The organism is Reyranella sp., from assembly GCF_017305915.1.
Lineage (GTDB): Bacteria > Pseudomonadota > Alphaproteobacteria > Reyranellales > Reyranellaceae > Reyranella.
In genome coordinates this window covers 42,281-61,579 of the sequence record NZ_JAFKJN010000035.1, presented here as the reverse complement: position 1 = coordinate 61,579, position 19,299 = coordinate 42,281, and the positions used below count along the sequence as shown (strand labels likewise).

At 68.5% G+C, this 19,299-nt stretch carries 25 protein-coding genes; 17 read left to right on the top strand and 8 right to left on the bottom strand.

Features of this window, described 5'->3' with window-relative positions:
• Positions 1–4 precede the first annotated feature (4 nt).
• The 13 genes from rplR to J0J01_RS28615 all read left to right on the top strand — a co-directional run bounded on the left by rplR (position 5) and on the right by J0J01_RS28615 (position 8,490).
• Positions 5–364, top strand: coding sequence for a 50S ribosomal protein L18 (rplR, locus tag J0J01_RS28675; protein ID WP_296387045.1), 360 nt, complete (start codon positions 5–7; stop codon positions 362–364).
• An 11-nt stretch (positions 365–375) separates the two neighbouring features.
• Positions 376–975, top strand: coding sequence for a 30S ribosomal protein S5 (gene rpsE / locus J0J01_RS28670; RefSeq protein WP_296387044.1), 600 nt, complete (start codon positions 376–378; stop codon positions 973–975).
• Positions 976–986: 11 nt separating this feature from the next.
• Complete coding sequence (gene rpmD / locus J0J01_RS28665) at positions 987–1,184, top strand: 50S ribosomal protein L30 (RefSeq protein WP_296387043.1); 198 nt, start codon at positions 987–989, stop codon at positions 1,182–1,184.
• A gap of 49 nt (positions 1,185–1,233) precedes the next feature.
• On the top strand, positions 1,234–1,713 hold the full coding sequence (rplO, locus tag J0J01_RS28660) for a 50S ribosomal protein L15 (protein WP_296387042.1): 480 nt from the start codon (positions 1,234–1,236) through the stop codon (positions 1,711–1,713).
• Between the two features lie 23 nt (positions 1,714–1,736).
• Entirely contained in the window at positions 1,737–3,083 is a 1,347-nt protein-coding gene (gene secY / locus J0J01_RS28655) for a preprotein translocase subunit SecY (protein ID WP_296387041.1), read from the top strand.
• A gap of 5 nt (positions 3,084–3,088) precedes the next feature.
• Complete coding sequence (locus J0J01_RS28650; protein WP_296387040.1) at positions 3,089–3,739, top strand: adenylate kinase; 651 nt, start codon at positions 3,089–3,091, stop codon at positions 3,737–3,739.
• Positions 3,740–3,860: 121 nt separating this feature from the next.
• Complete coding sequence (rpsM, locus tag J0J01_RS28645; RefSeq protein ID WP_296387039.1) at positions 3,861–4,238, top strand: 30S ribosomal protein S13; 378 nt, start codon at positions 3,861–3,863, stop codon at positions 4,236–4,238.
• 12 nt (positions 4,239–4,250) lie between these two features.
• Complete coding sequence (gene rpsK, locus J0J01_RS28640) at positions 4,251–4,673, top strand: 30S ribosomal protein S11 (protein WP_296387038.1); 423 nt, start codon at positions 4,251–4,253, stop codon at positions 4,671–4,673.
• Positions 4,674–4,770: 97 nt separating this feature from the next.
• Positions 4,771–5,787: a DNA-directed RNA polymerase subunit alpha gene (locus tag J0J01_RS28635; protein ID WP_181533906.1), complete on the top strand. Its 1,017-nt coding sequence runs from the start codon at positions 4,771–4,773 to the stop codon at positions 5,785–5,787.
• Positions 5,788–5,808: 21 nt separating this feature from the next.
• Entirely contained in the window at positions 5,809–6,231 is a 423-nt protein-coding gene (gene rplQ / locus J0J01_RS28630) for a 50S ribosomal protein L17 (RefSeq protein ID WP_296387037.1), read from the top strand.
• A 144-nt stretch (positions 6,232–6,375) separates the two neighbouring features.
• Positions 6,376–6,747, top strand: a complete 372-nt coding sequence (locus J0J01_RS28625; RefSeq protein WP_296387036.1) for a hypothetical protein — start codon at positions 6,376–6,378, stop codon at positions 6,745–6,747.
• A gap of 50 nt (positions 6,748–6,797) precedes the next feature.
• Positions 6,798–7,262: a GNAT family N-acetyltransferase gene (locus J0J01_RS28620; RefSeq protein ID WP_296387035.1), complete on the top strand. Its 465-nt coding sequence runs from the start codon at positions 6,798–6,800 to the stop codon at positions 7,260–7,262.
• Between the two features lie 76 nt (positions 7,263–7,338).
• Positions 7,339–8,490: an MFS transporter gene (locus tag J0J01_RS28615; protein WP_296387034.1), complete on the top strand. Its 1,152-nt coding sequence runs from the start codon at positions 7,339–7,341 to the stop codon at positions 8,488–8,490.
• On the opposite strand, the gene J0J01_RS28610 is transcribed toward J0J01_RS28615, so the two are convergent.
• From J0J01_RS28610 to J0J01_RS28595, 4 genes are all read right to left on the bottom strand, one after another.
• Positions 8,448–8,930 (bottom strand): deaminase, encoded by a 483-nt coding sequence (locus J0J01_RS28610; protein WP_296387033.1) that lies wholly within the window; start codon positions 8,928–8,930, stop codon positions 8,448–8,450. The genes J0J01_RS28615 and J0J01_RS28610 overlap by 43 nt on opposite strands.
• Complete coding sequence (locus tag J0J01_RS28605) at positions 8,927–10,180, bottom strand: cytochrome P450 (RefSeq protein WP_296387032.1); 1,254 nt, start codon at positions 10,178–10,180, stop codon at positions 8,927–8,929. Before J0J01_RS28605 ends, J0J01_RS28610 begins: the two co-directional genes overlap by 4 nt.
• Positions 10,177–10,764, bottom strand: coding sequence for a DUF2239 family protein (locus tag J0J01_RS28600; protein WP_296387031.1), 588 nt, complete (start codon positions 10,762–10,764; stop codon positions 10,177–10,179). The genes J0J01_RS28605 and J0J01_RS28600 overlap by 4 nt, the downstream gene beginning before the upstream one ends.
• A gap of 156 nt (positions 10,765–10,920) precedes the next feature.
• On the bottom strand, positions 10,921–12,711 hold the full coding sequence (locus J0J01_RS28595) for an acyl-CoA dehydrogenase (protein WP_296387030.1): 1,791 nt from the start codon (positions 12,709–12,711) through the stop codon (positions 10,921–10,923).
• A gap of 71 nt (positions 12,712–12,782) precedes the next feature.
• Between J0J01_RS28595 and J0J01_RS28590 the strand changes: the two genes are divergently transcribed.
• Genes J0J01_RS28590 through J0J01_RS28575 form a run of 4 tightly spaced genes read left to right on the top strand, consistent with a single transcriptional unit; the run spans position 12,783 to position 15,578 of the window.
• Entirely contained in the window at positions 12,783–13,562 is a 780-nt protein-coding gene (locus tag J0J01_RS28590) for an enoyl-CoA hydratase-related protein (protein WP_296387029.1), read from the top strand.
• 3 nt (positions 13,563–13,565) lie between these two features.
• Positions 13,566–14,411, top strand: a complete 846-nt coding sequence (locus J0J01_RS28585) for an adenylate/guanylate cyclase domain-containing protein (protein WP_296387028.1) — start codon at positions 13,566–13,568, stop codon at positions 14,409–14,411.
• 10 nt (positions 14,412–14,421) lie between these two features.
• Positions 14,422–15,288, top strand: a complete 867-nt coding sequence (locus J0J01_RS28580; protein ID WP_296387027.1) for an isocitrate lyase/PEP mutase family protein — start codon at positions 14,422–14,424, stop codon at positions 15,286–15,288.
• Positions 15,285–15,578: a hypothetical protein gene (locus J0J01_RS28575; protein WP_296387026.1), complete on the top strand. Its 294-nt coding sequence runs from the start codon at positions 15,285–15,287 to the stop codon at positions 15,576–15,578. Before J0J01_RS28580 ends, J0J01_RS28575 begins: the two co-directional genes overlap by 4 nt.
• Here the strand turns inward: J0J01_RS28575 and J0J01_RS28570 are convergent, their stop codons facing one another.
• Genes J0J01_RS28570 through J0J01_RS28555 form a run of 4 tightly spaced genes read right to left on the bottom strand, consistent with a single transcriptional unit; the run spans position 15,579 to position 19,289 of the window.
• Positions 15,579–16,337: an SDR family NAD(P)-dependent oxidoreductase gene (locus tag J0J01_RS28570; protein WP_296387025.1), complete on the bottom strand. Its 759-nt coding sequence runs from the start codon at positions 16,335–16,337 to the stop codon at positions 15,579–15,581. It abuts the gene before it with no gap.
• The gene (locus J0J01_RS28565) at positions 16,334–17,251 is read right to left on the bottom strand and encodes a polysaccharide deacetylase (protein WP_296387024.1); all 918 of its coding nucleotides are present in this window, start codon (positions 17,249–17,251) and stop codon (positions 16,334–16,336) included. The genes J0J01_RS28570 and J0J01_RS28565 overlap by 4 nt, the downstream gene beginning before the upstream one ends.
• Positions 17,252–17,268: 17 nt before the next feature.
• On the bottom strand, positions 17,269–18,009 hold the full coding sequence (locus J0J01_RS28560) for an SDR family NAD(P)-dependent oxidoreductase (protein WP_296387023.1): 741 nt from the start codon (positions 18,007–18,009) through the stop codon (positions 17,269–17,271).
• A complete protein-coding gene (locus J0J01_RS28555) occupies positions 18,009–19,289 on the bottom strand; it encodes an MFS transporter (protein ID WP_296387022.1) in 1,281 nt (426 codons plus the stop codon). The genes J0J01_RS28560 and J0J01_RS28555 overlap by 1 nt, the downstream gene beginning before the upstream one ends.
• Positions 19,290–19,299: the final 10 nt, after the last annotated feature.

The following is a 19,299-nucleotide window of genomic DNA, read 5'->3' as shown; positions in this document are numbered from 1 at the left end:
CACGATGGACACCAAAGCTCTCTTCGCCCGCCGCCAGCGCCGCACGCGTCACGCGCTGCGCCAGGCCTCGGGCGGCCGCCCCCGCCTCAGCGTCTTCCGCTCGGGCAAGCACATCTACGCCCAGGTCATCGACGACCTGAAGGGCCTGACCCTGGCCGCCGCCTCGTCGCTCGACGAAGGCCTGAAGGCCAAGCTCAAGACCGGCGCGAACAAGGACGCGGCGACCGAGGTCGGCAAGCTGATCGCCGAGCGCGCGATCGCCGCCGGCGTCAAGGACGTCGTGTTCGATCGCGGCGGCTACCAGTATCACGGCCGCGTCGCGGCGCTGGCCACTGCCGCCCGCGAGGGCGGCCTGTCGTTCTGAGGAGTTAGCACATGGCTCGTTCACCCGGAGGCTCCGGCGGCCGCAACCCGCGCGATCGCGGCCGCGGTCGCGACGGCGACGAGGAAAACGAACTGAAGGACAAGCTCGTCACCATCAATCGCGTCGCGAAGGTGGTGAAGGGCGGTCGGCGCTTCGCTTTCGCCGCGATCGTGGTGATCGGCGACCAGCGCGGCCGTGTCGGCCACGGCGCCGGCAAGGCGCGCGAGGTGCCGGAGGCGATCCGCAAGGCGACCGACGCCGCCAAGCGCGGCATGATCCGCGTGCCACTGCGCGACGGCCGCACGCTGCATCATGACGTCAAGGGCCGCTTCGGCGCCGGCAAGGTGACGCTGCGCGCCGCCCCGGCCGGCACCGGCATCATCGCCGGCGGCCCGATGCGCGCGGTGTTCGAGACGCTCGGCGTCAAGGACATCGTCGCCAAGTCGGTCGGCACGTCCAACCCGCACAACATGATCAAGGCGACCTTCAAGGCGCTCGAGCAGCTCAACTCGCCGCGCATGGTGGCGACCCGCCGCGGCAAGAAGGTCGGCGATCTGCTCGGCCGCCGCGACGGCACGGCCGCCGATGCCGCCGCTGAAGCCAGCGCGTGACGGAGGTGACCATGGCCGACAAGAAGACGCTCAAGGTCACCCAGACGGGCAGCCCGATCGGCCGTACGGACGATCAGCTTGCGACCCTGAAGGGCCTGGGCCTGAACAAGCGCCACCGCAGCCGCGTCCTCGAGGACACGCCGTCGGTGCGCGGCATGATCAACAAGGTGCACCATCTGGTGCGCGTCGATGAGGAATCGGCAAAGTAGCAGCGGCTTGCGATCAAGCCGCCGGAGCTAGGCCGGAGGGTATGGCAAAATGAGACTGAACGAGATCGCCGACAATGCCGGCGCCCGCAAGCGCCGCATGCGCGTGGGCCGCGGCATCGGCTCGGGCAAGGGCAAGACCGCCGGCCGCGGCGTCAAGGGCCAGAAGTCCCGCACCGGCGTCGCCATCAAGGGCTTCGAGGGCGGCCAGATGCCGCTCTACCGCCGGATCCCGAAGCGCGGCTTCCGTCCGCCGCACCAGAAGGAATACCAGGTGGTGAACCTCGCCACCCTGCAGAAGGCGATCGACGACAAGAAGCTCGACGCTTCCAAGCCGATCGACGCGGCGGCGATGCAGGCCGCCGGCCTGTTCAAGAGCGCGTTCGACGGCGTGCGCCTGCTCGGCAAGGGCGAGCTCACCGCCAAGATCGATGTCAAGGTCGCCGGCGCCTCGGCGTCGGCGAAGGCCGCGGTCGAGAGGGCCGGCGGCACGGTCGAGCTGCCTCCCCAGCCTGCTGCCGAGGCCGCCTAACTCGTTACGCGTAGGGGTCGTCCATGGCATCCGCCGCCGAACAACTCGCCTCCAACCTGAACTGGGGCTCGATCGGTAAGGCGACCGAGCTGAAGAAGCGCCTGTGGTTCACCGTGGGCGCCCTCATCGTCTTCCGCATCGGCGCCTACATCCCGGTCCCGGGCGTCGATCCGACGGCCCTCGCTGAGATGTTCAGCCGCCAGGCCGGCGGCATCGCCGGCATGCTCGACGTGTTCTCGGGCGGCTCGATCGGCCGCATGTCGATCCTGGCGCTGTCGATCATGCCGTACATCTCGGCCTCCATCATCATGCAGATCCTGACGACGGTCGTGCCGTCGCTCGAGGCGCTGAAGAAGGAGGGCGAGGCCGGCCGCAAGAAGATCAACCAGTACACCCGCTACGGCACGGTCGTGCTGGCGGCCTTCCAGGCCTACGGCATCGCCGTCGGCCTCGAGAGCCAGACCACGTCGGTCGGGCCGGTGGTGCACGACCCGGGCCTGTTCTTCCGCTTCGTCACCATGGTCACCCTGGTCGGCGGCACCCTGCTGCTGATGTGGATCGGCGAGCAGATCACCGCCCGCGGCGTCGGCAACGGCACCTCGCTGATCATCTTCGCCGGCATCGTGGCGGCGCTGCCCAACGCCATGGTCCAGACCCTCGAGCTCGGCCGCACCGGCGCGCTGTCGGCGCTGTTCATCATCGCGCTGGCGGTCGGCGTAGTCGTCGTCGTGGCGGTCGTGGTCTTCATGGAGACCGCGCAGCGGCGAATCGTCGTCCAGTATCCCAAGCGCCAGGTCGGCAACAAGATGTACGGCGGCGAGGCCTCGCACCTGCCGCTCAAGATCAACACCTCGGGCGTGATCCCGCCGATCTTCGCCTCCTCGCTGCTGCTGTTCCCGGCGACCATCGCCTCGTTCCAGGGTCCCGGCGGCGAGCCCGGCATCGCGAGCTGGCTGCAGACCTACCTGGCGCACGGCACGCCGCTCTACCTGCTGGCCTATATCGGCCTGATCGTCTTCTTCTGTTTCTTCTACACGACGGTCGTGTTCAACCCGGCCGACACGGCCGAGAACCTCAAGAAGAACGGCGGCTTCATCCCCGGCATCCGTCCGGGCAAGAACACCGCCGAGTATCTCGAGCACATCCTGACCCGGTTGACCGTGATCGGCGCGGCCTACCTGTCGGCCGTCTGCATCCTGCCGGAGCTGCTGATCGCCCGCGGCGGCGTGCCGTTCTACTTCGGCGGCACCAGCCTGCTGATCGTGGTCTCGGTCACGCTCGACACGGTGACCCAGATCCAGGCGCATCTCCTGGCGCACCAGTACGAGGGCCTCATCAAGAAGGCCCGCCTGCGGGGAAGAGGACGCTGAGGACGATGAACATCATTCTCCTGGGTCCGCCGGGGGCGGGGAAAGGCACCCAGGCCCAGCGACTGCAAACCGATCTCGGCATGATCCAGCTCTCGACCGGCGACATGCTGCGCGCCGCCGTGAAGTCGGGCAGCGCGCTCGGCCAGCAGGCCAAGGGCATCATGGAGGCCGGCAAGCTGGTGCCGGACGAGCTGATGGTCAGCCTGATCGAAGACCGCATCGCCCAGCCGGATTGCGCCAAGGGCTTCATCCTGGACGGCTTCCCGCGCACCGAGGCCCAGGCCGTGGCGCTGGACAAGATGCTCGCCAAGACCGGCAAGAAGCTCGACGAGGTGATCGAGATGGAAGTCGACGAGAAGGCGCTGACCGAGCGCATCGTCGGCCGCTTCACCTGCGCCAAGTGCGGCACGGGCTATCACGACAAGTTCAAGCGGCCCAAGGTCGACGGGGTCTGCGACGTCTGCGGGTCGAAGGAATTCACCCGGCGCAAGGACGACAATGCAGAGACCATGAAGACCCGCATGGCCGCCTATCGCGCCCAGACCGAGCCCCTGCTGCCCTACTATCGGGCCAAGGGGGTCCTGAAGAAGGTCGACGGGATGGCCGCGATGGACGAGGTTTACCGTCAAATCCGCGCTGTTTTGGCAAGGGCTTGACAAGTGGAGCATCCGTTGACTCGGGGGCCGCGATCCCTATAATCGCGCGCTTTTCCGGGGCCAGCGGAAGTCGGGACGGGCGCGCGTCAGCGCGCCATAAGTCATTGAAGGAGTTGAAACTTTGGCTCGTATAGCCGGCATCAACATCCCCACCGCCAAGCGGGTGGTCGTGGGGTTGCAGTATATCCACGGGATCGGCGAGGCGAAGGCCAAGGAGATCCTGGGGAAAGTGGGGATCGATGTGTCGCGCCGGGTCAATACCCTGACCGACGACGAGGTCATCCGCATCCGAGAGGCGATCGACCGCGACTACACGGTCGAGGGCGACCTGCGTCGCGAGACGGCGATGAACATCAAGCGTCTGATGGACCTCGCCTGCTATCGCGGCCTGCGGCATCGCCGCGGCCTGCCGGTCCATGGCCAGCGCACGCACACCAATGCGCGCACCCGCAAGGGCCCGGCCAAGCCGATCGCCGGCAAGAAGAAAGTCACGAAGTAAGAGGGGATCATCATGGCCAAGCCTGCAGCCGCCGCCACCAGCGGCGCCGCCTCCGGCGCCGCGCGTCCCCGTCGCCGGGAGCGCAAGAACATCATCGCCGGCGTTGCCCACGTGAACGCCAGCTTCAACAACACGATCGTCACGATCACCGACGCGCAGGGCAACACCATCGCCTGGTCGTCGTCGGGCCAGCAGGGCTTCAAGGGTTCGCGCAAGTCGACGCCGTTCGCCGCCCAGATGGCCGCCGAGAATGCCGGCCGCAAGGCGATGGAGCACGGCATGCGGACGCTGGAGATCGAGGTGCGCGGTCCGGGGTCGGGCCGCGAGTCGGCGCTGCGCGCGCTGCAGGCCGTCGGTCTCGCCGTCACCGCGATCCGCGACGTGACGCCGATCCCGCACAACGGCTGCCGCCCGCCGAAGCGTCGTCGCGTCTGAGTTGGAGCCCCGGCGCATTTCTTGCGCCGGCTCTTTTCGAATTGTTCGCTGCTCCTCCGGAGCGGCGTGAACCACCGGTCTAGAGAGGTAAGCCCCCGTGCTTCAGAAGAACTGGCAAGATCTCATCAAGCCGGAGAAGCTCGTCACCGAGGCTGGCGTCGATGCCGGCCGCACCGCGACGATCGTCGCCGAGCCGCTCGAGCGCGGCTTCGGCCTGACGCTCGGCAACGCGCTGCGCCGCGTGTTGCTGTCGTCGCTGCAGGGTGCCGCCGTCACGTCGATCAAGATCGACAACGTGCTGCACGAGTTCTCCTCGATTCCCGGCGTCCGCGAGGACGTCGTCGACATCGTGCTCAACATCAAGGCGATGGCCGTCAAGATGCAGGGCGACCGCCCGCAGCGTCTGTACCTGCGCGCCGTCGGTCCCGGCGAAGTCACCGCCGGCATGATCGAGCTGCCGGGCGACGTCCAGATCATGGATGCCAAGCACCTGATCTGCACGCTCGACGACGGCGCCTCGATCTCGATGGAGCTGATGGTCGCCACCGGCAAGGGCTACATCCCGGCCTCGGCGAACCGTCCGGAGGATGCGCCGATCGGCCTGATCCCGGTCGACTCGGTGTTCAGCCCGGTCAAGCGCGTCAGCTACAAGATCGAGAACAGCCGCGTCGGCCAGGTCACCGACTACGACAAGCTGTCGATGACGGTCGAGACCAACGGCACGACCGCCCCGGCCGATGCCGTGGCGCTCGCCGCCCGCATCCTGCAGGACCAGCTCCAGCTCTTCATCAACTTCGAGGAGCCGCGCGAGGTCCGCAAGGAAGAGCAGCAGGACGACTTCCCGTTCAACCGCAACCTGCTGCGCAAGGTCGACGAGCTCGAGCTGTCGGTCCGCTCGGCCAACTGCCTGAAGAACGACAACATCATCTACATCGGCGATCTGGTTCAGAAGACCGAGGCGGAGATGCTGCGCACGCCGAACTTCGGCCGCAAGTCGCTGAACGAGATCAAGGAAGTGCTGGCCGGCATGGGCCTCCACCTGGGCATGGAAATCCCGGGCTGGCCGCCGGACAACATCGAGGAAATGGCGAAGCGGCTGGAAGAGCCGTACTAGGCCGCTGAAGGGGTATAGGTCATGCGTCACAACAACCGCGGCCGGAAGTTCCACCGCACCGCCGAGCATCGCAAGGCGATGTTCATGAATCTTGCCGGCGCTCTGATCAAGCACGAGCAGATCACGACCACGCTGCACAAGGCGAAGGACCTGCGTCCGATCGTCGAGAAGCTGGTCACGCTCGGCAAGCGGGGCGGCCTGCACGCCCGCCGCCAGGCGATCGGCTTCCTGCGCGATCCCTACATCGCGGACAAGCTGTTCACCACGCTGGGCCCGCGCTACGCCAGCCGCAACGGCGGCTACCTGCGCGTCCTCAAGGCGGGCTTCCGCTTCGGCGATATGGCGCCGATGGCCGTGATCGAGTTCGTCGAGCGCGACACCGCCGCCAAGGGCCAGGACAGCGGCCCCTCGGCCGAGCAGGCGGAGCAACAGGAAGCGGCATAAGCCCTTTCCCGATATCGGATACGAAACGCCCGGTCGAAAGACCGGGCGTTTTCTTTTGCCGGGGGCGCGCCGGGACGAGAATGTCCAAGACCTTCCGCGGGATTCGGCGCATCATTGCATCGAGGCGTCGGACGGAGGACAGCGATGCGTGCAGTCCTGATCGTGGCGATTCTGGAGACCGGATTGCTCCTGGCGGCGGCCGACAGCGCCTTCGGCCAGACCCGCACGCCGGCGCCGCCGGCCGCTTCGGTCGCTCAGTCGATGGCGCAAATCCAGGAAAGCCAGATCGCCGCCGCCGCCGCGCGCCGTCCGTACCCGCTGGGCGGCGGCGGCCAGCAGGCGCTTGTGCTCATGCACGGCTGGGGACCGACCTACAGGCCAACGCGGCCTGAAGAAATTCCCATCCTGGCCGCGCCGGACGTGTTGACGACGGGCGTCTATCCGTGGTCGAGGAACGTCGACACGCCGCGTACCTGGCCCATCCTTTCCATTCAATCGCCTTGCTGGAAATGCTGAGTCCCTGGCCGCGAAGTGGCGCGCGCCTGGCATAAGATTAAGCTCAGTCCATGGACTTCATCTTCAGGCTGGCGCTGCCGGCCGAGTGTGCCGACGCCGACCGCGTGCTGCGCGCGGCCTTCACACCGTACATGAAGCGCCTCGGGCGCGAGATCCCATCCGACTACTACAAGTGGCTGCCGGCCTCGATCGAGCGCGGCGACGTGTTCGTGGCCGACGAGGGCGGCCGGATCGTCGGCGTCGCCGCGACCGAGCGGCGGGACACCGGCCTCTACCTCGACCGGCTCGCCGTCGATCCCGTGAAGCAGGGCACGGGCCTGGGAAGCTGGCTGCTGGTCCGGCTCGAGGAGGTCGCCCGCGCCCGCGGCGACCGCGCGATGTCGCTCACCACGGCGGAGATGATGGATCATCTGATCCGGCTCTACAGCAGCCACGGCTTCGAGATCGTCCATCGCGGCCCACCGGATCACGGCAAGGACCCGCACACCCGCATCACCATGGTGAAGCCGCTGTAACACGCCGCAACGATCGGTAATGCGCGGCAATGATTTGTCATTTCACTGTCGCGCACAGCGCCGCGATGCTCCGCGCGTGCAAACGACGATCGTCCTGTTCGCCGTCTTCGCGGCCACCGTCGCCAACTCGACCGTGTTCGCGACGCTCGGCCTGCACGGCCGCAGCGTGGGCTTAAGCGAGCTCGAGGTCGGCGCCATATTCGCCTCCTCGGGCGTGCTGTTCTTCCTGACGTCGTCTCACTGGGGCCGGCTGTCCGACCGGATCGGCCGCGGCCCGGTGATGGCGGCGGGCCTCGCCGCGACGGCGCTGTCGCTGTTTCTGTTCGCGGGCCTCTACGCGGCCGGCGGGACGTTCCTCGCCCTGCTGCTGGCGCGCGCGATCTATGGGCTGCTGGCCGGCAGCCTCCAGCCCGCCGCGACCGCCTGCATGGCCGATACCGCCGTCGAGCGGCGGGCGTCCGCCGTGGCGCTGATTGGCGCATCGGTCGGCATCGCCAGCATCGCCGGGCCGCTGTTCGCCGCGTCGGTCGCAGGCTTGGGGCTCGCCGTGCCCGTGGCCGCGGGCGGCATCCTCACGGCCCTGGCGGCGGCTGCGACGCTCGCCGGCGTGCGGGAGGGGCCGCGGCAGCCGGTATGGGCGCGCACCGCGACGCCGCCGGTCGAGGGCCTCGCCCCGTACCTGGCGGTGGGCTTCACGATGATCTTGGGTTTCGGCGCGCTGCAGCCGACGACGGCCTTCTATGTCCAGGACCGTTTCGCCCTCGAAACGGCCGCCGCCGTGCGGCAGGCGAGCCTTGCCTCGGCGGGCTTCGCTGCCGGCTCGTTCGTGGTGCAGGGGTTCGTCATCCGGTTGCTGCCGCTGCGGCCGCAGCAGCTTCTGTCGTTCGGGCTCGCGGTCTGCCTGCTCGGCGCGGGCGGCGGCCTTGTGGCGCCCGAACCCGAAGCGCTGATCGCGGCGTTCGGCGTGATGGGTGCCGGCTACGGGCTGGCGCAATCCGGCCTGACCGCTTCGGTATCGATCCTGGGCGGCGAGCATCGACAGGGGCAGGTGGCCGGTCGACTGCAGGCCGTCCTGTCGGCCGCCTGGATCGTGGGCGCGCTGGGCGGCAGCGCCCTCTACCCGTTCGCGATCGCGGCGCCGCTGCTGATCGCGGCCGGCGCGATGACGATCGCCGTCATGCTGTCCTATGCCGGCGCGTCGCCGGCGACCGCCCAGATCCGCCGGTGAATCCGGTCCTGGTCCTCGGCGAGATAGACCACCTCCACCGCGCCCTCGCTGAGGATGGCGGCGGAAGTGCGGAACGATTCGCCCCACACGGGATCGTCGAATTCCGGCCGGGGCGTCGCCACGGTCCTCACGCCGCTCAGCACGAGAGCGCGGGCGCAGTCGGTGCAGGGAAAGTAGGTCGAGACCAGCAGGCCGCCGTCGGTCGGGAGCCCACGCTTCGCCGCCTCGAACAGCGCCGTGCGCTCGGCGTGCTCCAGCCAGATGAAGCGGTTCTCGCCGGCTGCGCGCTCCGGCAGCGCGCGGATGCCGGGTGGGAAGGTGTTGCAGGCAGCGATTTCCGAGCCGGCCGTGACCAGCACCGCGCCGACCCGACGGATGCGGTTCGGGCTCGCGGCCGCAGCGGCGACTGCGCGCTCGAGCAGGGCGTCGAGCCCGGTCACGTCGATCTCTCCCAGGCGATCGGATAGCGGTTGAAGCCGCGGAAGCGGGCGCGGCCGCCGCGCTCGCAGGCGCCGTCGCAGGCGAGGCCGTCGAGCCGGCTCACCAGCCGGCCGATGGCGATGGTGCCCTCCAGCCGTGCCAGCACCGCGCCCAGGCACATATGCACCCCCGAGCCGAAAGCGAAGTGCCGGTTGGGCTCACGGCTCACGTCGAAGCGGTCGGGCCCGGGGAACTGCGCCGGATCGCGGTTGGCCGCGCCGATGCCGATATGGATATAGGTGCCGGCCGCCAGCGTCTCGCCGCCGATCTCGGTATCGGCCGAGAGCCGCCGGTTGCCGAGCTGGTTGGAGCTCTCGAAGCGCAGGCCCTCCTCGACACCGCTCTTGAGCAGGCCGGGCTGGCCCTTGAGCCGCACCAGCTCGTCGGGGAAGCGCAGCAGCGCATCGACAGTGTTGCCGATCAGGTTGGTCGTGGTCTCGTGGCCGGCGTTCAGCAGGAAGATGCAGTTCTGCACCAGCTCGTCGTGGGTCAGCCGCTCGCCGTCGACCGCGCCGTGGATCAGCGTGCCCAGGATGTCCTTGTCGTCGGCCGGCCGCTTGGCGCGCTCGGCGATCAGCTCGTCGAGATAGGCCGAGAACTCGGCGACCGCTTGGTTGCCCGCCGCCTGCCGCTCGGCGCTGGCGACCGGCTCCAGCGCGCCCAGGATCGCCAGCGAATAGCGGCGGAAGGGGCTGCGGTCGCCCGCCGGCACGCCCAGCATGTCGCAGATCACCTCGACCGGCAGCCGGAAGGCGAAGTCCTCGACCAGGTCCATGCGGCGCGCCCCGGCATGGCGCTCGATCAACTCGTCGACCACGGCCTCGATGCGCGCCTGCATCGCCGCCAGGGCGCGCGGCGTGAAGGCGGCGGCCAGCAGCTTGCGCACCCGCGTGTGCAGCGGCGGATCGTTGAACACCAGGCTGGTCGTGTGGTGCTTGTAGAGCGGCGTGCCGGTCCCGAACTTCGGGCCGAACTCGGCCTTCTTGTCCGAGCGCATGCTGGGGTCGCGGTAGCAAACCGCGACGTCGGCGTAGCGCGACAGGAACACGCTGCCGTCCGGCAGCCGCTTCACCGGCGCGAAGCGGCGCAGCGCGTGATAGTAGGGGAAGGGATCGGCGAGGAAGGCCGGCTCGAGCGCGGCAAGGTCGAAGCGGTCGGCGAAGGCCCGGGCTTCGTCCGATGCCAGCTCGATCAGTCCGTTGCCCGTCACGATTTCTCCTCGAAGGCATCCAGCGACAGCAAGCGGGCGTAGTGCCGGACGCCGACCGGCCAGCCCGCAATCAGCGCATCGTAGCGCGCGCTGTCGCCGGCGAAGAGAGCCCTTGTCGCCTCCTCATAGCCCGGCTCGTTGCCCGCCAGCGCGGTCATGAAGCGGTAGGTCGCCTCGCGGGCGCGGCGAACCCGTTCGGCGACCGGATCGGCGTGGCGGGCCTGGTCGACCAGTCGCCGCAGGGCGACAGAGGCGCCGCCGGGCTGGTTGTTGAGCCAGTCCCAGTGGCGGGGCAGCAGCGTGACCTCGCGCGGCACGACGCCGAGCTTCGGCCTCCCCGGGGCGCGGGCCGGCGGTTTGAGGCCCTGGTCGGGGTCATCGTCGAGGCGCTGCACGATGGCGTCGTCGGTGCCGCGCAGATCGAGGTCGATCGGCCGGGCGGTTGCGTCCTCGAACACCAGCGGTGTGACAGTGGCGTCGCGGCGAAGCCGTTCCTTGAGGGCAAGGGCCACTTTTTCCAAAGGACCCGAGGAGACCATCTCGGTTCCGACGAAGGCGGTGCAGCGAAGGTTTCGTTTCGGCATGCCTCTTTTTATCCGGGTAAAATATTTCAGTCAATATTATCCGGATAAAATATGGTGAAGGGGTGGAGCGGATTCCCGGACGAATCGCCTAAAAGCCTTGTGCCATCGACATCGGAGCCGTCCGGGGGAATCCGGACGCCGAGCCGGACGTGCCCCTCAAATCTGCTCCTCGGTCAGGGCAAACACCGTGCGGCCGGCCGCCTTCAGCGGTCCGAGCTGGGCCAGCGCGGGGGGCAGGATGACCTCGGCATAGAAGCGGGCGGTGATCAGCTTGGCCTCCAGGAAGGCCGGATCGCCGTCGCGAGAGGCGAGCTTGCCCTGGGCCACCACGGCACTGCGGGCCAGCAGCCAGCCGCCCAGCGCCGTCCCGGCCAGCCGCAGGAACGGCACAGAGCCCGCCAGCGCGCTCACCAGCTCGCCTTTGACCGACTGGGCCACCCACCTGGTGGCGTCTTCCAGCGAGTCCGCCGCGGCCACGACGCCGGCGCGGATGGCCGCCAGGTCATCGCCGGGCGCCGATTTCAATTCCTCGGCGGTGGCCCGCATCTCGGCGATCAGGCCCAGCATGGTCTCGCCGCCGTCCTTGGCGATCTTTCGGCCGACCAGATCGCGTGCCTGGATGCCGTTGGTGCCTTCGTAGATCGGCAAGATGCGGGCATCGCGCAGGTGCTGCGCGGCGCCGGTCTCCTCGATGAAGCCCATGCCGCCGTGGATCTGCACGCCCGTGGAGGCGATCTCGTTGCCTAAATCGGTGAACCATGCTTTCACGATCGGAATGAGCAGGTCGACGCGGTCCTGGATCTTGCGCGCCGCCTCCTTGTCGGGATGGCGCAGCGCGCCGTCGATGCCGGCGGCGGTGTAGTAGCCCAGCGCCCGCATCGCCTCGACCTGGGCGCGCATGCTCATCAGCATGCGGCGGACGTCGGCGTGGTGGACGATCGACACCGGCTGCGGCTGGGCACTGCCGTCGTCCTTGGACTGCACGCGGGTCTTGGCGAAGGCGGCGGCCTGCTGGTAGGCGCGCTCGGCGATCGCCAGGCCCTGGATGCCGACCGACAGGCGGGCATTGTTCATCATGGTGAACATGTAGGAGAGGCCGCGGCCCTCCTCGCCGACCAGCCAGCCGACCGCGCCGCCGTCGTCGCCGAAGCTCATGACGCAGGTCGGGCTGGCATGGATGCCGAGCTTGTGCTCGAGCGACACGCAGCGCAGGTCGTTGCGCGCAGCAAGCTTGCCGTCGGCGGCGGGCAGGAACTTCGGCACGATGAACAGCGAGATGCCGCGCACGCCCGCCGGCGCATCGGGCGTGCGCGCCAGGACGAGATGCACGATGTTCTCGGTGAGGTCGTGCTCGCCGTAGGTGATGAAGATCTTCTGGCCGCTGATCAGGTAGTGGTCGTCCTTCTTCACCGCGCGGCTCTTGAGCTGGGCGAGGTCGGAGCCCGCCTGCGGCTCGGTCAGGTTCATCGTCCCGGTCCATTCGCCCGAGATCATCTTGGGCAGATAGGTCGCCTTCTGCTCGGCCGAGCCGTGGTGGTGGATGGCGTCGATCGCGCCCTGGTTCAGCAGCAGGACGAGGCCGAAGCCCATGTTGGCCGCCTGCCACATCTCCTGCACGGTGGTCGCAAGAAGCCACGGCATGCCCTGGCCGCCGAACTCCGGATCGAACGGCAGCGAGTTCCAGCCGCCGTCGACGAATTCCTTGTAGATGCCGGTGAAGCCCGGCGCGGTGCGGACCACGCCGTTCTCCAGCTTGGCGCCGACCTTGTCGCCGTCGCGGTTGAGCGGCGCCAGCCCGTTGCCGGCGAGCTTGGCGGCCTCTTCCAGCACCGCGTCGACCGTGTCGTCGGTCGCATGCTCGTAGCCCGGCAGCGCCGCGACCTTGCCGAGGCCGGCGATTTCGCGCAGCGCGAAACGCATGTCGGCGAGCGGGGCGGTATAAGTCATTTCATCCTCCGGACCGCACTATGCCGCGCCCGGTCGCGTTCGGCCACTCGCTGGAGTAATGTCCCGGCACCATGACCGACACCGTTCTGCTCGCCATCGACGGCCCGCGCGCCACCATCACCCTCAACGATCCGGCCAAGCATAACCGGCTGAACACCGAGGGGCTCGGCAAGCTGCGCGCCGCGATCGAGAAGGCCGATGCCGATCCCAATGTGCGCGTCACCGTGCTGACCGGCTCGGGCGAAAAGACCTTCTGCTCGGGCTATGACCTGGGCTCGATCCCGTCGGGCAAGGAGGCGAAGCCCTCATCCGAGGTTCATAAGGACAGCTTCGAGCCGGTGATGGACCGGCTGGAGGCAATGCGCATGCCGACCCTGTGCGCGTTGAACGGCGGCGTCTATGGCGGCGCGACCGACATGGCGCTGGCCTGCGATTTCCGGCTCGGCGTGAAGGGCATGAGGTTCTTCATGCCGGCCGCCCGCTTCGGGCTGCACTACTATCCGAGCGGGCTGCGCCGCTACACCCAGAAGGTCAGCCCGAGCTTCGCCAAGCGCGCCTTCCTGCTGTCGGAGGATTTCACCGACGAGGACCTGCTGCGGGTCGGCTATCTCGACTGGCTGGTCGACCGCGGCGAATTCAAGGCCAAGGTCGATGCGACCGCGGCCAAGCTCGCGGGCCTGGCGCCGCTCTCGATGTCCAACATGAAGCGCGCCATCGAGCAGTTCGCCCAGGCCGAGCCCGACATCCCGAAGATCCGCGACGGCATCCGCGAGTGCCAGACCTCGGACGATCTGCGCGAGGGCTTGTCCGCCCTGCGCGAGAAGCGGGCGCCGGCCTTCAAGGGCCGCTGACGGTTGCAGCGCCGACTCGCCGCCATCGTCCATGCCGATCTTGCGGGCTTCACCCGCATGATGGAGGGCGCGGAGACGCGCACCTTCCGTCACCTCAAGGCAGCGCAGAGCGACGTCTGGCGGCCGGCGATCGAGGCCGGCGGCGGCCGGCTGGTCGGCACCGCGGGCGATGCCATGCTGGCGGAGTTCGGCTCGGCGGTGTCGGCGGTCAATGCCTCGATCGACATCCAGGAGCGGATGGGCCGCTTCAATGCAGCGCTCGTCGAGACGCAGCGCATGCTGTTCCGCATCGGCGTGCATCTCGGCGAGGTGATCGTCGACCAGGAGGACCAGAACATCTTCGGCGACGGCGTGAACCTGGCCGCCCGCATCCAGGGCATCGCCGAGCCGGGCGGCATCGCCGTGTCGCGGGCGGTGCGCGATGTCACCGAGCTGCGCATCGACTATGCCTTCGTCGATGGCGGCGAGCTCAGCTTCAAGAATGTCAGCCGGCCGGTGCACGTCTTCCATGTCCGCCCGGCTGCGGTGCCGCGCGGCACGCTGCGCTTCGAGGGTGCGGATTCGCACGGCCAGCCGCATGGCTTCGAGATCGCCGTCGGCAAGCTCGGGTCGGGCGCGATCGTCGGCCGCGCGGCGGACCAGTGCACGCTGGTCGTTGCTCATCCGACGGTGTCGCGCCGGCACGCCCGGCTCAGCCTCGCGGGCGAGGCGCTGCAGATCGAGGACCTGGGCTCGACCAACGGCACCGCGGTCGACGGCCGGGCGGTGCGCGCCGGCCAGCCGACGGCCTTCCAACCCGGCTCGACGATCCGCCTGGGAGACGTCAAGCTGTCCGTTCAGCAGGTGTGAGGAGAGTGCGATGACGGTCAATGCGAAGGCGCGGGTGCTGCGCGACAAGCTCGCGAAGGGCGAGTTCATCCTGGCGCCCGGCATCTACGACGGCATTTCCGCCCGCGTGGCCGACAGGATGGGTTTCCCGGCGCTCTACATGACGGGCTACGGCGCAACCGCGTCGATGCTCGGCCTGCCGGATGCGGGGCTCGCGACCTACTCCGACATGGTCGGGCGCGCGGAGATGATCTGTTCGGTGATCGACACGCCGCTGATTGCCGACGCCGACACCGGCTATGGCGGGCTGCTGAACGTGCAGCGCACGGTGCGCGGCTACGAGGCCGCGGGCGTGGCCGCGATCCAGATCGAGGACCAGGAGATGCCCAAGAAGTGCGGCCACACGCCCGGCCGCCGCGTCGTCCCGATCGAGGACATGGTGCTGAAGATCAAGGTCGCGGCCGAGGCGCGGCGCGATCCGGCGACGCTGATCGTCGCCCGCACCGATGCGCGCACCGCGCATGGTCTCGACGAGGCGCTGCGCCGCGCCAAGGCCTACGAGGCCGCAGGGGCCGACATCCTCTTCGTCGAATCGCCGGAGAGCGAGGCCGAGCTCGAGCGGATCGGCAAGGAAGTCGAGAAGCCCCTGCTGGCCAACATGGTCGAGTTCGGCAAGACGCCGCGGGTCGAGGTCGACAGGCTGAAGAAATGGGGCTTCGACGTCGCGATCTATCCCGGCCTGGGCTTCAGCGTCGCCGCCGAGGCGATGCGGCAGTCCTGGGAGTTCCTGAAAGAGAAGGGCACCAGCAACGGGGTCGCCGTGCCGCAGTACCGCAACATGCACGAGCTGATGGGCTTCTCCGAGGTCTGGGACTTCGAGAAGAAGTGGGCGACATGAACGGCCGGCGCCCGGGCTTTTTCGAGTTCGTCTCGCGCTTGCCGCCGCGCATCTGGCTGCAGGCGGCGCTCGGCCTGATCGGCTTCGCGATCCTGGCCGTGCTTGGCTTTGCGGTGATCGCGGGCGGCGTGGCGATCGCCGTGGTGATCCTGCTGATCTACCGGCTGCGAGCATGGCTCGCCGCCCTGTTCACCGGCCGGTCGGTGTCGCAGCCTCCGGCCCGCACCGACGACCGCAACGTCACCGACGTCCCCTACGAGATCGTCGACCGCCGCGACGACAAGAGCTGATCAGCACGACCACTGGAAGCCGTCGATCACGAAGTGCTGGCCGGTGATGAAGCAGGGCTCGGAGGTGGCGAGGAAGGCCACGAGCTGCGCCACGTCGGCGGGTGTGCCGAGGCGGTTCAGCATGATGCCTTTCTTCATCTCCTCGCCGCGGCTTCTGGTCAGGCTGTTGCCGAGCTCGGTCTCGATCACGCCGGGGCAGATGGCGTTGATCATGATCCTGGGCCCGAGCTCCTTGGCCAGCGCGCGGGTGAGGCCGAGGATGCCGGCCTTGGCCGTCGCGTAGGAGTGCTTGCTGACGGCCGACGTTACGCCGCCTGACAGAGCGTTGAGCGACGACATGCTGGCGATGCGGCCGCCTCCCTCCTGCTTCAGCATGATCGGCGCGATCGCGTGGATGTAGTTGAAGCAGCTCTTGAGGTTGACAGCGATGGTGCGGTCGAACTCCTCCTCCTTGATCTCCAGGATGCCCTTGGCGTTGGAGGCGCCGGCATCGTTCAGCAGGAAATCGATGCGGCCCCATTGCTTGGCCACATCGTCGGCGATCTCGTGGGCGCGCGCGAACACGGCGACGTCGGCCTTGTAGACGAGGGCCTTGCGGCCCTTGGCCTCGATCTCGCCTTTGGTGCGCTGCATCTCCGGCTCGAGCTGGTCGACCAGCGCGATGTCGTAGCCCCGCGCGGCCAGCTCGAGCGCGCAGCCGCGGCCGATGCCGCGCGCTCCGCCCGTCACGACGGCAATCCGTCGAGCATTGGTGCTCACGCCGCGTTCGCCCTGGCGTAGGCGGCGACTTCGGCGTGGGTCGCGAACCACACGCCACCTTTCCCTTGGCCCTTGGACTTGGCGTGGCGGATCAGCTCGTCGACGATCCAGATGCGCGAGCGGTAGCCGATGATGTGCGGATGCATGGTGAGCTGGAAGATGCCGCCGTCCTCGTAAGCCGCATCGAGCTCGCGCCGGAAGATCTCGAGCACGTCGGTGGGCGGCGTGTAAGGCCTGAGCGACGAGAAGCGGTGCATGGAGAAATAGACCGCATCGTCGCGCACCCATTCGACCGGCAGCTCGATCACGCCGGTCTCCTCGCCGTGCATCAGCAGCTCGTAGCAATCCTCGTCTGCCATCAGCGAGCTGTCGTACATCAGGCCCAGCTCCTTCTCGAGCGCGAGCGTGTTGGGGCTGAAATCCCACGACGGCGTGCGCATGCCGACGCAGCGCTTGCCGGTGATCTTCTCCAGCGTGTCGGCTGACCGGTGCATCAGGTCGCGCTCGGCCTCGCGCGGCAGCACCGAGTTAAGCTCATGGATCCAGCCGTGGATGCCGATCTCGTGGCCCTCGGCGACCAGCGCCCGCTGCTCCTCGGGGTAGAGCATCGCGGTCACCGCAGGGACGTAGAACGTCGCCTTCACGCCGTGCCTGTCGAGCAGCTTGCGGATGCGCGGGATGCCGACCCGGTTGCCGGACGGGCCCCAGGCCATGCGGCCGATCGACTTGCCGCCGTCGCGCAGCTCGTTGGTCTCGTGGTCGGAATCGAAGGACAGGGCGACGGCGCAGCGCGCGCCGTCCTTCCACGCCTTCGGCCGGTAGCTGCGGCCGGCGCGGACCTGGTGGACCAGCTTCTGCCAGTGCGAATCGGCCCACTGCCAGGGCTCGAGCTGCGGGCTATGGGTGTCGGGCATGATGACCTCCTTGGGCGTCAGGCGAGAGGGGAGCCGGTCACCGGCAGCGTCTGGCCGGTGATCCACGAGGCTCGGTCGGAAGCGAGGAAGAGGACCGCATCGGCGATGTCCTCGGGCTTGCCCATGCGGCGCATGGCGATGCGATCGGCGAAGGAGTTGCGGAACTCCACGCTGTAGGAGTTCCACTGCCGCTCGTAGTCGGGGCTGGTCGCCATGAAGCCCGGCGCCACCGAGTTCACGGTGATGCCGAACGGCCCCAGCTCCTGCGCGAGCTGCTTCACCAGCCCGACCTGGCCGTGCTTGGCCGAGGCGTAGGCCTGGATGCCGGTCAGGCTGGTCGCCAGCCCGGCGCGGCTCGAGATGGTGACGATGCGGCCGCCGCCCGCCTGCTTCATGCCGGGCGCGACGGCCTTGGCGAACAGGAAGCAGCCCTTGAGGTTCACGTCGACGATGCCGGCGAACTCCTCGGGGCTGACCTGCTCCAGCGGCTTCGGCGACTGGCCGAGCACGCCGCCCGCGACATAGGCCAGCACGTCGACCCGGCCGCCGGCCGAGGCCACGACCTTGTCGATGCTGTTGGGATCGGTGACGTCGACGGGCAGCGCCTTGATGCGCTCGCCGGCTTCGATCTGATCGACCAGTCGATCGCAGGCGATGACGTCCGCTCCGTCTGCCGCGAAGGCGTGCGCGATCGCCCGGCCGATGCCGCGAGCGGCGCCAGCCACGATCACCGTCTTGCCGTCGAAGCGGATCTGCATCAGGCGAGCTCGTCGTGGGCGGTTTCCTTCAGGCTCCAGATCACGCCGAAGGAGATCACTGCGGCGGCGATCAGGTACCAGACCGGCGCGATCGGCGTGCCGAGCTTCGCGATCATCCAGATCGAGAGATACGGCGCCGAGCCGCCGAAGATCGCGACCGACAGCGCATAGCCGGTGGTCATCCAGGTCGAGCGGCTGCGGGTCGGGAAGATCTCGGCGATCGCCGCCGGCCCGGCGCCGGAATAGAGCGAGATCAAAATCGCAATCGCGATCTGGACCAGCACCAGCCCGATGTACGGCACCTTGCCCGAGGCGAGGAAGGTGAACAGCGGCCAGGGCAAAACGATGAAGGCCGCGCAGCAGATCAGCAGCAGCGGCCGCCGGCCGTGGCGGTCGGACAGGTGGCCCATGATCGGGATCGAGATCACCAGCACGACCAGGCCGATGCTGTTCGACCACAATGCGGCCGCCGGTGTGAGGTTCATGTACTTGGCCGTCCAGCTCGGCATGTAGGTCAGCAGGACATAGAAGCAGACCGTCCACACGATGGTGAAGCCGAAGGCGCGCGCGGCCAACGCAAAGCCGCTCTCGCTGCGGGCCGGCGGCGGGGCCGCCTTCGCCTTCTCGAAGTGCGGCGTCTCCTCGATGGTGCGGCGCATGTACAGGCCGATCGGGCCCAGCAGGCCGCCGACCAGGAAGGGAATGCGCCAGCCCCACTCCGCCATCTGCGCCGGGGTCAGCAGCGTGTTGAGCAGGGCGGCGAACGAGGAGCCGAGCAGCAGACCGGCGACGACACTCATCTGCTGGAAGCTGCCGAACAGCCCGCGCTTGTCGCGCGGCGCCCATTCGACGATGAAGGCGGTCGAGCCGCCCCATTCGCCGCCGGTCGAGAAGCCCTGCATCAGCCGGGCCAGCAGCAGCAGCGCCGGGGCGGCGACGCCGATCGTGGCGTAGGTCGGCAGGATGCCGATCAACACGGTGCCGGCCGCCATCAGGAAGATGGTGAGCATCAGCGCCGACTTGCGGCCGTGGGTGTCGCCCATGCGGCCGATCACGATGCCGCCGATCGGCCGGGCGACGAAACCGAGGCCGAAGGTCAGGAAGGCCTTCAAGAGCTCGGTGGTCTCGTCGGTGCCGGGAAAGAAGTTCTTGCCGATGATCGCCGCGACATAGCCGTAGACGGCGAAGTCGTACCATTCGAGCACGTTGCCGATCACCGCGGCGGTGACGGCGCGGCGACTCTGGGATGACGCGGGTACTCCAACCGAAGCTGCAGTCATTTGAGGCTCC